This window comes from Paenarthrobacter aurescens, from assembly GCF_041549525.1.
In the GTDB taxonomy this organism is placed as follows: domain Bacteria; phylum Actinomycetota; class Actinomycetes; order Actinomycetales; family Micrococcaceae; genus Arthrobacter; species Arthrobacter aurescens.
The window spans coordinates 680373-693673 of sequence record NZ_CP157456.1 but is presented as its reverse complement, the minus strand read 5'-3'; the positions used below and the strand labels follow the sequence as shown (position 1 = coordinate 693673).

Below are 13301 nucleotides of genomic sequence, written 5' to 3'. Positions count from 1 at the left end.
AGAAACCATGACCATCGTGGTGGGATACGTCCCCACACCTGAAGGCGAAGCGGCACTGACGCAAGCCATCGCCGAGGCCAAGAAAAGCAACGACACCCTGCTGGTCATCAACTCGTCCAAGGGCGACGCCCTGGTTGATAACCGGTACGCCCAGGAGCCGGATATCCAGAGCATCGAGGAGCGCCTGGCGGAGCACGGTATCCAGCACATCATCAAGCAACCGGTCCGTGGCCACGATGCTGCCGCCGAGGTGCTGGACGCCGCCGACGACAACGATGCGAGCCTGATTGTCATCGGCCTTCGCCGCCGCAGCCCGGTGGGCAAACTCATCATGGGCAGCGTCTCCCAGCGAATCCTGCTGGAGGCTGATTGCCCGGTGCTGGCGGTCAAAGCGGACTAACGCGGCTGAAAAGCAAACAGCGCACGACGACGGCTGGTCACCTGGGTGACCAGCCGTCGTCGCGCTTTCCTGCTGTTTTCGCTTTCCTGCTGTCTCCTCAGGACCGGCCGTCAGGGCGTAGGCCGGATGGCTGTGTCCGGGCTGTAGGACGTGATGGTGGAGGCGGCGCCGCTGTCCAAAACCTTTGACCGGGTTGCCGATCCATCAAGAACCACGTGTTGGGTGTCCACGTTGCTGATGACGTGATTGGTGGCTATGACGTTGCCGTCCCCGCCTGCGATCAACATGATGGTGGGCTGGGCTCCGGCGGGGGCAATCTTGCCCGGCGGGACGTCGTAGGCAAACAGGTTGTTCGAGATCAGGTTGTTGTCCCCCATCGCGTGGATGACACCGTAGAGGTCATCCAGGCCGTTAGTGCGGTCAATGAACGGAGGGAACCCTTCCGTGCCCCGACGGAAATGGTTGGACGTGATGAGGTTTTCCTTGCAGCCATTCAGCAGCCGCATCATGCCGGGGTAGAAGCCCTGGAACCTGTTTGATGTCACGCTGCAGCGGTTGCAGCCGGTGAACTCAAGGAGACTGCGTCCTCGAGGAAAGAAGTTGTTTCCTGTGACCAGGAGGCCCTCGTGGTTTTCGGCGAGAAGCGTCACACCTTCGGGGCCGGCACCCATCAGGTTGTCGCTGACAATTGTTGCTTGTCCGGCACCGGTCAGTTCAACGCAGTTCCCGCACTCGGCAACCATGTTGTCGTGGACCCGGAGGGCGTCCGCACCTCGAACTATCAGAGCGTGTTCAAGATAGACGAACCCCATTCCGGTGATGTGGATGGAGTCATTGTCGGAGGCGACGTCAATACCGGTCTTACCGTTCTTGTAGCTGTTTCCGTCCGGGACGAAGCTGACTCCGTCAAGGCAGAAGTCCTTGAACACAATCCCGGACAGGCGCGGACTCCCGTCCCGCCGCACAAGGAATGCCTGGGGCGAGGTTGGGGGCGTGAGGACGCGGATGTGGCTGCCACCCGGCTGAAGGTTCAGCCAGCCCGTGGTGTCCACGTTGTCTTTGATGCTGCGGGAGAAGAAACCATGGCCAAAACCGGCGATGGTGAGGTAATCCACGTCCACCACCACTTGAGTGTGGAGGTCGTAGTCCCCCGGCGGGATGATCACCACGGCTCCCGGTCTGGTTTCCGGTGTGGATTGGCGTTTCTTGATGTCCGCGATGATGTCGTTGATGACGGCGCCTATATCCGACTCTGCCGTGACCTTGGGCTGGCCCTTGATTCGCCAGGCCGTGACGTCATAGACATTCGGCGAGTTCAACGGGCTGGCCTTCGCGCCTTCGGCAGCTTCTGCCTTTGGGGACATCCCCAGGCTCAGGGCAGCTGCCAGCGTGCCCACGGCTCCCGCGCCCACCAGCTTCCGCCTGCTGGTGTTGTTCATATCAAGCGTCGTATCAATTCCCATAGGGTTCTCCTGCCAATCCTTGGTCCATTGGTTTGTCCGGGGCATCGCTCCGGCGTCCATGCGGCGGCGCCCCGGCATTGGCGTCTATGCCACGGTGTTGATGCCACGGTGTTGATGCCAAAAGTGTGCCAAATCGTTTTATCCGAAGCTGAGAGAAACACTAAGCTGCGCTGAAGAGCACTGTCAACGACAAAATCCGGGCAGCAATTTTGGCACCGGCCACCCCTCCAAGTGACTCTTGACACGTCCAAACTTTCAGCCCTACAGTGTTGCCAAGACGTTTTGGCAAAACGATTCTTCAAACCAATCACTCCTTTCACCCGTTCAAGAGAAAGTGAGTCGACAGCGATGTCCACTCGAAAAACCATCTCCAGGCTCGTCACCCTTGGCGGCATCTGCACCGCCGTCGCACTCGCAGCTACCGGATGCGGCGCAGGGGGCCCGGCACCGACGTCGGGCAGCGCGGCAGGCACCGTCAACGTCCTGGTGGAAGCCGGCGGTCACGCCGAACTCACCGGCGTGGCCGAACAATGCAAGAAGGACACCGGAATCGACGTCAACTTCGTCGAGCTGCCGTACGACGGCATGTTCAACCGGCTCTCCAGCGAATTTTCCTCCGGCAACGTTTCCTTCGACGTCGCCGCCCTGGACTCCGTGTGGCTCCCCAGCTTCAAGGACGCGGTCCAACCAATCGACGAAATCTTCACCGATGAGGCCAAGAAGGACATCTTCCCCGCCCTGGTCAAGGAAGCCAACGTGGATGGTCACTTCATCGGCCTGCCTGCGTGGACCAACGCCGAGATCATCCTCTACCGCAAGGACCTCTTCGAAGACGCCAAAAACAAGGCCGACTTCCAGGCAAAGTACGGCTATGAACTCGCGGCACCCACCACGTGGAAGCAGTACCAGGACATCTCGGAGTTCTTCACCAGAGACGGCATGTACGGCACCGACGTCAAGGGAGCCGTGGAAACCGAATGGCTGGCCCACGTCCTGCAAGCGGGTTCCCCCATGGTCCTTGATGGCGACAACGTGGTGATCGACAACGCAGCCCACAAGGAAGCTCTCGACTTCTACGTCAGCCTCACAAAGTCTGCGCCTCCAGGTGCAGCACAGGTTGACTGGGCTGCAGCCCAGAACCTGTTCAACCAGGGCAAGACCGCCATGACCCGCTTCTGGGCCCACGCTTACCGCCAGATCCCCAAGGATTCACCAGTGGCAGGAAAAGTGGGAACGGCAGCAATGATTGGCGGCAGCGCCGGCGTCGCAGGCGTCCCCGGGCCTTGGTACCTGTCTGTACCGAAGGCCACCAAGAACGCAGACTCTGCCAAGAAGTTCATCAAGTGCGCCTATGACCACAACTCTTTGGGCATCGAATCCAGCCTCGGCCTGGCCTCCCGAATCTCCGCGTTCGAGAAATACCAGGACCAGCCCGGATACGAGAGCTTCAAGCCGCTGATCGAAACCCTCAACGGCAAAGCCACAGCCACCCGCCCGGCAACGGCCAAGTGGCAGCAAATCGTTGACACCGTCCTGGTGCCGCTCCTGCAGAAGGCAGTGGCCGGCGGTGACTCCGCAACCCTCCTGGCCGACGCCAAGAAGCAGATCCAGGACCTCCTCAAGTAAAGACTCCGCGGCCGGCACCCGGAACCATAAACCCCGTGCCGGCCGCGGCCCCAACCAGCAGAAGAGAAAATCGTGCGCATCTCCGATCGCCGCTTCGCCCTATACCTGATGACACCGGCGGCTTTGTTCCTGGGCGTCTTCGTGGCTTACCCGCTGTTCCGCCTTATCGCCGACAGCTTCTACAAAATCTCCCCCATTGCCGGCGGCCCCCGGGACTTCGTCGGTTTCCAGAACTACGTCACGGCCTTCGCCTCCGAAGCCTTCATGGGCGCAGGATGGCGGACCCTGGCTTACACCGTGGTGGTGGTAACCCTCGAGTTCGCTCTCGGTTTGGGAATGGCGCTCCTGTTCACCGCCCTGGGACGCAAATCCCAAATCTGGCGAACCGTCTTCCTGTACCCGCTGATGATCGCGCCGATCGTTGCAGGTTTGCTGTGGAAGTTCCTCATGATCGATAACTTCGGCCTCATAGGAACCCTCCTGCATCAGGCGGGTATTCTTTCCAATCCGAACCAGATCGGCTGGTTGTCAGATCCGAACATCGTGCTTTTCTCAGTGGCCATTCCGGACATCTGGCTCACTACCTCCTTCATGTGCCTCGTCTTGTTCGCCGGGCTGCAGAACATCCCCGGTGATCTGATTGAAGCTGCCCGCCTGGACGGTGCCAGGGCCCCCGCCCTCCTGTTCCAGATCATTCTTCCGCTCCTCCGCCCGGTGATCGCAGTGGCGTTGGTAGTTCGCGGGATCGACGCCGCACGCGCCTTCGACACCATCCTGATCCAAACCAACGGCGGCCCACAGTCCGCATCCGAAACCATGAGCCTGCTGATCTACCGCACCATGATCCGCTTCGGCGATCCCGGCCTGGCCAGCGCCATGGGCACCATCTACCTGCTGGCGATGCTCGCCGTCGCATTCTTCGCGGTGGCCACCATCTGGCGGCCAGGAAAGGACAACTGATGACCTCCCGGACCGCGATCAAACGGAACCAAGCCACAACAGAGGGCGACGTGACAAGCCAAAGCGAACAGCCGACGTCGAACGCCGCCGCGTTGAACGGCCCGCGCAAGCGCCGCGGAGTCAACCGCGAGGGCCTGGAAGCAGGGCGCCGAAGCACCCGGATCATTCTGTGGATCCTGCTGGCCGTGGCCATGGTGCTGTATGGCTTCCCGTTCCTGTACCTGCTGTTCACGTCCTTCAAGACGCCGATCGATACCATTGCCGTCCCGCCCACCATCCTTCCCACGGAATGGACGCTGGAGAACTACGCCAGCGCGTTGGGCCGGAGCGGAGTTTTGGCCTCGTTTATCAACAGTATTCAGACCGCCGTCATCAGCACCCTGTTGTCATTGGTCCTGGCCGTCCCGGCCGCCTACGGCATCACCCGCTATAAGACTCCCAGCGGCCGCGTGTTCATCATGGCGGCACTGGTAACACGGATGGTCCCGCCAGTAGCAATCGGCATTCCGCTGGCATCCATGATGTCCTCCGTAGGACTGGCGGACACACCCATAGCCCTGTCCATCGCCCACACCACCATCTCCCTGCCGTTGTCCATCTGGCTGATGTCCAGCTTCTTCGAGGCGGTCCCCCGCGACTTGGAGGAAGCGGCAACGGTGGATGGTTGCAGCAGATTGGGTGCGCTCTGGCGGGTAGTCATCCCGGTGGTCTCCGGCGGCATCGCCGTCACCGCGATCTTCGCCTTCCTGGCGTCGTGGAACGAATTCCTGTTCGCGCTCCTCATGACCGCAATCCGCTCGCAAACAACGCCCGTGGTTATCGCCAACTTCCAAACCCAGTTCGGACTGGACTGGGGCTCCATGACCGCACTCGCGGCCGTCTACTCCATTCCCGTCATCCTCCTGACACTGCTGCTGCAGCGCAAGATCGTTGCCGGCATGACGCTCGGTGCGGTTAAGGGCTAAGGAAGGAACCATGTCCAACAGCAACTATTACAACGTCACCACCTGGCCCATCGGGGATCCGTTCACGGACGTTGGTGAAGTCATCAACAGCATCATCGCGGACATCAAGGACCGGCAAACGGCCACGGATGAGAACGACGGCGGCAAGCCGGGAGCGGTGATTTATCTTCCGCCCGGCGATTATCGCCTCCGGACACAGGTAGTCATCGACGTCAGCTTCCTCAGGATTGAAGGCTCAGGTCATGGCTTCACGTCCTCGAGCATCCGTTTCAATGCTCCCGAGGCCGAATGGCCCGATCTTCATGAGTTGTGGCCTGGCGGGAGCCGCGTCATGGTGGATCTGCCGATCATTGATGACGAGCGGCCCAGTGACTTACTGCCGGACCAGGAATCCAAGGGTGCCGCCTTCTACGTTGAACGAAGCGGAAGCCCAAGGATCAGTTCCGTTGAGTTCTCCAACTTCTGCATAGACGGCTTGCACTTCACCCCGGACGGGTCCGGGCTGCCTGCGGAGAACAGTTACGTCAACGGCAAGACCGGCATTTATGTGGCGAGCGCCAATGACTCTTTCCGGGTCAATGGAATGGGTTTCGTCTACCTTGAGAACGCGCTCACCATCTGCAAGGCAGACGCCCTGTCCGTCCACGACAACTTCATTGCTGAATGCGGAAGCTGCATAGAACTCCGCGGCTGGGGTCAAGCCTCCAAGATCACGGACAACTTGATAGGGGCCGGCTTCAAAGGTCACTCGATCTACGCCCAGAACCATGGCGGTCTCCTGATCACCGCGAACAACATCTTCCCCCGCGGTGCCAGCAGCATCCACTTCGAAGGTGTCACTCGATCAAGCGTCTCCAACAACCGCCTGCACTCGTTTTACCCCGGAATGGTGGTTCTTGCGGAGGGCAGCTCGGAGAATTTGGTGTCCACCAACCATTTCCTTCGTGACCACGAGCCGTGGACGCCGTTCCTGGGCGTCGACAACGGGCGCGATGACCTTTACGGGATTCTCCGCATCAGTGGAAGCAATAACTCAGTGATCGGCAACCACTTCTCCGAGGTTGTGGACGCGCAAAGCATCTGGCCGTCAGGGGCCACGCCGGTGATCATTCGGTTGGCGGAAGGGACAGGAAACTTTGTCTCCAACAACCACGTGGTGGCCATGGACGTTCGCTCTGCGTCCAGTGACTCCTGCTTCGCGGCCCAAGTGGACGCCTTGTTGACCACCGGAGCTTCGGACGGACTCGCCGTAACGGCGGTGCTGGTCGACTCCACCTCGGCACGGAATACCATCCTTGACTCCGGGAACGACGCCCAGGTCATCGCGGACAGGGGTGCCAATGCTGTGAGGGCCACGCCCACCGTGGGCTTTGCGGCAGCAGAGTCCACCCAAAGCAGCCAGGGCGCGGGTATTCCTCGATAGCCTACTGAGACCAGTAAGCGGACGTAGGATCAGCAACAATCATCAACACCTTGAGGACGTGGGAAAGCAATGACCAAAAGATCTGTCGGTATCAAAGACGTGGCCGCCGCAGCCGGTGTCTCTGTCACCACCGTCTCCCACGTCCTCAATGACGTTGCCTACGCCCGCGTAGGTACCGAAACGAGGGAACGGGTCCACCAAGCGGCTCAACAGCTGGGTTATGGGCCCAACCGACTGGCCCAGGCCCTTCGCACCCAACGTTCGGGGATGATCGGTTTCATCAGCGAAGAGATCGCCACCACTCCGCACGCAGGCCGGATCATCCTCGGGGCCGAGGAAACGGCACGGGCACGTGGGTACAACATCATGATCATCAACTCCACCAGCACCGGTTCGCAGGACTCTCGCGAAAGCGACGTCGCTGATCTGTTGGACCGGCAAGTTGATGGCATCCTGTACGCCACCATGTACCACCGGAAGCTGTCCCTTCCCAAGAATCTCACCGGTGTTCCGGCGGTCCTCGTGGACTCCGAGGACATCAACCGCTCCGTTTCAGCAGTCATCCCCGACGAAGCCGGCGGTGCACGCCTCGCGGTTCAAACCCTGATCGACGCCGGTCACACGCGGATCGGGATGATTAACAACACCGATGACGTGCCGGCCACGCACTCCAGGCTCAAGGCTTTCCAAGACACGCTGGCCGACGCCGGGCTGACGTTCCATGAAGAGCTGGTCCACTCGGAATTGTCCGAGGTACCAGGCGGCCATGAAGCGGCACTGCGGGTTCTGCAATCGCCCAACCGCCCCACGGCCATCTTTTGCTACAACGACCGTATGGCCATGGGTGCTTACAGGGCAGCCGGGGAGCTTGGGCTGCGAATACCGGAGGACCTCTCCATTGTGGGATTCGATAACCAGCAGCTCATCGCGGAAAATCTTTACCCATCACTGACCACTGTGGCCCTTCCGCACTATGAAATGGGCGCGTGGGCAACCAAAAACCTGATTGACGCGATCGAGGGAAAAACGGACCTGCAACTGTTGACGGCCCACCCCACTGTTCTTCCCTGCCCGTTGGTCCTGCGCAATTCCGTCGCGCCCCCGCAGCCCGGGCCTCGCGAAGGCAGCGCAGAACAGATTGCGCGCACCACCACCTGACTTCCACCGCGTCCGGCCTCGGACGCGCCCACCACGAAGGATCATCAATGCACAGCCGCCCTGTCCCCTCCTGCCCTGAAACGGAGGTCGTAGTAGTTGGCGAAGCCCTCATCGACGTCATTGACACAGCGGCAGGGGCCGTCGAGTTCCCGGGCGGTTCCGGGCTCAACGTTGCCTTCGGGCTCGGTCTCCTGGGTATCAGCACTTCGTTTCTCACAGCATTGGGCAAGGACCACCGCAGCGCGCGGATTCAAGAGCACTTGGCGAGCGCTGGCGTGTCCATGATGCCGGGAGCCGAACACCTCCCCAGGACGTCAACTGCCAGGGCGATCCTGGACAGCGACGGCTCCGCGGAGTACGAGTTCGACTTCCAGTGGGATCTCCCCGATATCAGTCCGACGTTCCTCCCGAAGGTACTGCACACAGGGTCTTTGGCCGCGTTCATGGAGCCCGGGGCAACTCAGGTCCGGTCCGTGCTGGAACTGTTCTCCGGACGCTGCACCATCACCTACGATCCCAATATCCGCCCCACGCTCATCCCGGACCATGCTGCAGCCCTGCAAACCTTTGAGCGCACGGCGGCACTGGCTACTGTTGTGAAGCTCAGTTCGGAAGATGCCCTCTGGCTCTACCCACGGTGGTCTCCTGCCGCCGTCGGGCGCCACCTTCTTGGCCTGGGGCCGGCAGCGGCCATCATCACCGATGGCGGGTCGGGGTCGTATCTATGGTCCAGGACCGCCGAGGTCCATGTGCCGGCGCCAGCTGTGGTGGTTAAAGATACTGTCGGCGCGGGCGATTCCTATATGTCCGCCCTGATCGCAGGACTGGTGGAGAACCCGCAGGCCGTTTTCCACGACGCCGAACTCACCAGGCTGGGAACGGCCGCTTCCCTCGCTGCGGCCATCACCGTGGGACGGCACGGAGCCAACCCGCCAACGCGGACCGAGTTGAGCGGATCGCTGGAACTGGCACACACTTCCCGAAAGAACTCCAATGACTGATACAACCACTCACCCTGCCGGTGCTGCCCACCTTGTGACCCGGCCGGCGCTTCATTACACGGCCAACAGCACCTGGCTGAACGATCCCAATGGGCTGGTGTACTACCAGGGTGTTTACCACCTCTTCTACCAGAGCAACCCGTTCGATAACGTCTGGGGCAACATGTCTTGGGGTCACGCCACCTCGGAGGATCTACTGCACTGGACCGAACACCCGGTGGCCATCGCCTGCGACGAGCAGGAGGACGTGTTCTCCGGCAGCGTGGTGGTGGATGAAGAAAACACGTCCGGTTTGGGCACACTGGAGAACCCTCCGCTGATTGCCATCTACACCAGTGCTTTCAAGGAAGGCTCAGGGCTGCAGGGGACCCAGGCACAGTCGCTTGCCTTCTCCACGGACGCGGGTATGACGTGGCATAAATACTCGGGCAATCCGGTACTGAACCGGGGCTCAGCCCATTTCAGGGATCCCAAGGTATTTCGCCATGAGGGATCCGACGGTGCTTTCTGGGTGATGGTTGCGGTGGAGGCCCAGCATCAGCAAGTGGTTTTGTATCGTTCCGCCGACCTCAAGGAATGGGAGTACCTGAGCACCTTCGGCCCTGCCAATGCCACTGGCGGCGAGTGGGAATGTCCTGATCTGTTCGCCCTTCCCGTGGATGGGGATCCCCATCAGCTCAAGTGGGTGCTGGTGGTCAATATCAATCCCGGTGCCGTGGCCGGCGGATCGGGAGGGCAGTACTTTGTGGGCCACTTCGATGGCGTCCGATTCATCCCTGATCCCGATTCTTTAGTGCAAGCCAGTGCGGACGGAACCGTGAACCTCCCGGATTGTCTTTGGCTGGATTGGGGCCGCGACTACTACGCTGCCGTCTCTTTCAGCAACGCTCCCAACAACCGCCGGATCATGATCGGATGGATGAACAACTGGGATTACGCCAACTCCCTCCCAACATCGCCGTGGCGGTCAAGCATGTCACTGGCGCGGGAGGTGGAACTGGCCACGATTGACGGACTACCCCGTTTGGTCCAGCGCCCTGTTCTGTCCCCGGGTTTCGGGAGGAACATCCACACTGTGCAGGACGTGGAGGTTGGTTCTTCCCCTCTCGCACTACCGGACTTTGACACAGCCCAAGTGATCAATGCCGAGATCCTGCCGGGTACGGCCCGGGCTGTCTCGTTGACACTTTTCGGGGCCACTCACCTGAGTTTCGACGCCGCCGCTCACCGGCTCACCCTGGATCGCCGAAACTCCGGTGACACCTCTTTCCACGAAAAGTTCGCCTCCGCAGAATCGGCACCCGTGGTTCTGGAGGACGGCGTGCTGAAGCTTCAAGTGATCGTGGACCATGGCTCCGTGGAAGTCTTCGCCCAAGGCGGCAAGGTTGCGTTGACCGATCTCGTGTTCCCCAGCAACGGGAGCGTGGGCACCCAACTGAGCGCGGAGGGCGGCACAGCCACAGTGCGGAAACTGACGGTCACAGCCTTGTCCTGAGCCTGGACCCCCCGAACCTGGGAGTTTTTGTACAGCTAATGCCCCTAAGATTCGTTCTTAGGGGCATTAGCTGTACAAAAACTCGCAAGGGGGCCACGTGACTGAAACCATCCGCACCGCAACAACGCACGACGCCGGGAAGCTGGCAGAGCTTGCCGCCATCACCTTTCCGCTGGCGTGCCCGCCCGGTTCTTCCCCGGAGGACATCCAGGCGCATCTGGAGAAAACGCTGAGCGAAGAGAACTTCAAGGACTACCTCGCCGATGCCAACATCGCCATCCTGGTGCTGGACCAGGACGGGCAGCTCAACGGGTACACCATGCTGATTGCCAAACCGGCCAGCGACCCTGACGTCGCCTCGGTCTTGTCCGCGCTCCCCTCCACCGAGTTGAGCAAGTGCTACGTCCACCCGGAGCACCACGGCAAGGGTGCCGCATCAAGGCTCATCCAGGCGTCCTTGGCCAACGCCGCGGACAAGGGCGCGGCCGGTGTGTGGCTTGGCGTCAACAGCGAGAACGCCAAGGCCATTCGCTTCTATGACAAGAGCGGCTTCCAACGGGTAGGCACAAAGTCCTTCAAGCTCGGCAACACCGTGGAGCACGACTACGTAATGGAGCGCCGGCTTTGAAAAACAGCTAGCCGAACAGGTCTCCCGTCAGCGGCGGCCGGGGGTCACTCCGCAGCTCCAGCCCGGCAGGTACCCCGGTCACCGAACCGGATGAACCGGAGGCATGCACCGTAATCCGCGAGCGCCCCAACAGCACGTTGTCGGCGCGGAAGGACCCATAAGCATCGGGCAGAATTGGCGCCAGGTGCAGGACGTTCCGGGTGAAATCGGGATCGAACCGCAGCAGGATCCTGGCGAGTTGAACCGGAGCTGCAGCCGCCCATGCTTGGGGCGAACACGCCGTCGGGTACGGAACCGGCTCCGCGAAGTCGGCCCGATCAAAGCCGCAGAAAAGCTCCGGGAGCCTGCCGCCGAAGTGTTCGGCGGCGTCGAACAGTCCGCTCGCAACCCGGCTGGCTTCCTTCACGAATCCGTACCGCATGAGGCCGGTGGCAACCAGGGCGGTGTCGTGTGGCCACACGGAGCCGTTGTGGTAGCTGACCGGGTTGTACGCGCCCATGTCCGAGCCCAGGGTGCGGATGCCCCAACCGGTGAACATTTCCGGGGACATCAGCCGTTCGGCAACCAGGGGTGCCTTGTCCTCGTCCACAATGCCCACCCACAGGCAGTGCCCCATGTTGGAGGTGCACGAGTCCACGGGCTTCTTGTCCTTGTCCAGGGCCAGCGCAAAATAACCGCGGTCCGGGAGCCAAAAGGCCTCGTTGAAGGCGGCCTTCAGCGCTTCGGCACGGTCAGCGCAACGGCGTTCGACGGCGGTGTCCCCGGCCGCGCGGGCCAGCAGCGAGCGGCCCACGTAGGCCGCGTATGCGTAGGCCTGCACCTCGCAGAGGGCAATGGGTGCCTCCGCCATCCGACCATCGGCGAAGTTGACGCCATCCCAGGAGTCCTTCCAGCCCTGGTTGAGAAGCCCGTGTTCATTGGGGCGCTGGTATTCGAGGAAGCCGTCGCCGTCGCGGTCCCCGTACTGCTCCATCCATTCGATGGCGCGGTCAGCGTGCGGAAGCAGGGACTCGATGATGTCAGAACCAAGACCCCACCGGCTGAGCTCGCCAAGCGTTGAAACAAAGAGTGGCGTGGCATCTGCGGTCCCGTAGTAGGCGGTTCCGCCCAGGGAGAGTCCGGCGGTGACTCCGAGCCTGACCTCGTGGGGAATGCGGCCGGGTTCTTCCTCGGAATCAACATCCACTTTGCTGCCCTGCAGTGCGGCCAGCGTCTGCAGGGTTCCGGCCGCCAGCCTCGGGTCCACCATGAGGGACATGTAGGAAGAAAGGAGGGAGTCCCGTCCAAACAGTGCCATGAACCAGGGCGCTCCGGCCGCTACTGCCACACGGTCCGGATGTTCGGGGTCAAAGATGCGCAGCGAGCCCAGGTCCCGTTGGCTCCTTTCCAGGACTTCTTCCACGTTGCTGTCCGTCACCGAGATCCGCGGGACGTGTTCTTCCCAGGCAACGTGACGGCGTACGCCGGGTGTGTGATGCAGCGGTGTGGTTTCCGTGAAGGGATCCTTGGGGCCCGCTCCATTCACCAGCGGGAGCGCGATGATGCTGGTGGACCATTGGCTGCGTGCGGGGATGGTGATGTGGAACCGCAAACCGTCCTCGGAGACTTTGGCCCCGGAGGCCCGGAAGGACACTCCCCTGCGCTGACCTGTGGAATGCAGGGATTCGAGGTGAAGTTCCTTCTTATGCGTTTTCCGGGATGGCACCCCGGCTTTGCTGGTTCTGCCGCCTTTGACGTCAAAAAGGTCCGCCAGATCGGCGTCGAGCAGCAGTTCAATCTCGCAAGGGGCGTCCTGGCCTGAGTAGTTCCTGATAGTGATGTCATCCCGCAGGCCAGCGCCCACGTTCCGCTGGTGCTGGACTACCAAAGGACTGTCAAAGCGGCCGTCCGCCGAGCATGCACGCCCCACATATTCAGCCTGGAAAGCAGTGGGGTTCCGTGCCACCAGTGGTTCCCGGAGCGCGCCATTGATCCGCAGGATCCAACGCGAGACGATCCGTGTGTCCTGATAGTAGGAACCTTGAGAACCGCCGCCGTGGATGTCACCGGAGTGGGCGGAGATGCAGAAAGACGAACCTTCGACGACCGTCACGGCGCCCAGTTCCGACGCCCCGGCCTCAGTGTCTTCGTTCCAAGCAGTCATGGCCGGCAGGCCTCCTCGGGTCTTGCTTGAGGGTGGGAA

Annotated in this window: 11 protein-coding genes; 9 read left to right on the top strand and 2 right to left on the bottom strand. The window is 61.4% G+C overall.

All coding sequences use genetic code 11. The features are described from left to right. The first annotated feature begins 7 nt into the window (after positions 1 to 7). A complete protein-coding gene (locus ABI796_RS03400; RefSeq protein WP_011773451.1) occupies positions 8 to 400 on the top strand; it encodes a universal stress protein in 393 nt (130 codons plus the stop codon). A 110-nt stretch (positions 401 to 510) separates the two neighbouring features. Here the strand turns inward: ABI796_RS03400 and ABI796_RS03395 are convergent, their stop codons facing one another. Next, on the bottom strand, positions 511 to 1863 hold the full coding sequence (locus ABI796_RS03395) for a NosD domain-containing protein (protein ID WP_141283237.1): 1353 nt from the start codon (positions 1861 to 1863) through the stop codon (positions 511 to 513). A 348-nt stretch (positions 1864 to 2211) separates the two neighbouring features. Here ABI796_RS03395 and ABI796_RS03390 point away from each other — a divergent pair, with 348 nt between their 5' ends. From ABI796_RS03390 to ABI796_RS03355, 8 genes are all read left to right on the top strand, one after another. Beyond that, a complete protein-coding gene (locus ABI796_RS03390; RefSeq protein ID WP_141283238.1) occupies positions 2212 to 3489 on the top strand; it encodes an ABC transporter substrate-binding protein in 1278 nt (425 codons plus the stop codon). Between the two features lie 72 nt (positions 3490 to 3561). Continuing rightward, a complete protein-coding gene (locus tag ABI796_RS03385) occupies positions 3562 to 4449 on the top strand; it encodes a carbohydrate ABC transporter permease (protein WP_141283239.1) in 888 nt (295 codons plus the stop codon). Further along, entirely contained in the window at positions 4449 to 5414 is a 966-nt protein-coding gene (locus ABI796_RS03380; RefSeq protein ID WP_174754510.1) for a carbohydrate ABC transporter permease, read from the top strand. Before ABI796_RS03385 ends, ABI796_RS03380 begins: the two co-directional genes overlap by 1 nt. Before the next feature lie 10 nt (positions 5415 to 5424). Then, a complete protein-coding gene (locus ABI796_RS03375; RefSeq protein ID WP_141283240.1) occupies positions 5425 to 6837 on the top strand; it encodes a right-handed parallel beta-helix repeat-containing protein in 1413 nt (470 codons plus the stop codon). A gap of 69 nt (positions 6838 to 6906) precedes the next feature. Further along, positions 6907 to 7995, top strand: a complete 1089-nt coding sequence (locus ABI796_RS03370; RefSeq protein ID WP_141283241.1) for a LacI family DNA-binding transcriptional regulator — start codon at positions 6907 to 6909, stop codon at positions 7993 to 7995. Between the two features lie 47 nt (positions 7996 to 8042). Beyond that, the gene (locus tag ABI796_RS03365) at positions 8043 to 8996 is read left to right on the top strand and encodes a carbohydrate kinase (RefSeq protein ID WP_141283242.1); all 954 of its coding nucleotides are present in this window, start codon (positions 8043 to 8045) and stop codon (positions 8994 to 8996) included. Further along, on the top strand, positions 8989 to 10491 hold the full coding sequence (locus ABI796_RS03360; protein WP_141283243.1) for a glycoside hydrolase family 32 protein: 1503 nt from the start codon (positions 8989 to 8991) through the stop codon (positions 10489 to 10491). Before ABI796_RS03365 ends, ABI796_RS03360 begins: the two co-directional genes overlap by 8 nt. A 97-nt stretch (positions 10492 to 10588) precedes the next feature. Next, positions 10589 to 11119 (top strand): GNAT family N-acetyltransferase, encoded by a 531-nt coding sequence (locus ABI796_RS03355; RefSeq protein WP_141283244.1) that lies wholly within the window; start codon positions 10589 to 10591, stop codon positions 11117 to 11119. A 7-nt stretch (positions 11120 to 11126) separates the two neighbouring features. Here ABI796_RS03355 and ABI796_RS03350 read toward each other — a convergent pair whose 3' ends face one another. After that, positions 11127 to 13262 (bottom strand): glycogen debranching N-terminal domain-containing protein, encoded by a 2136-nt coding sequence (locus tag ABI796_RS03350; protein WP_141283245.1) that lies wholly within the window; start codon positions 13260 to 13262, stop codon positions 11127 to 11129. Positions 13263 to 13301 lie beyond the last annotated feature (39 nt).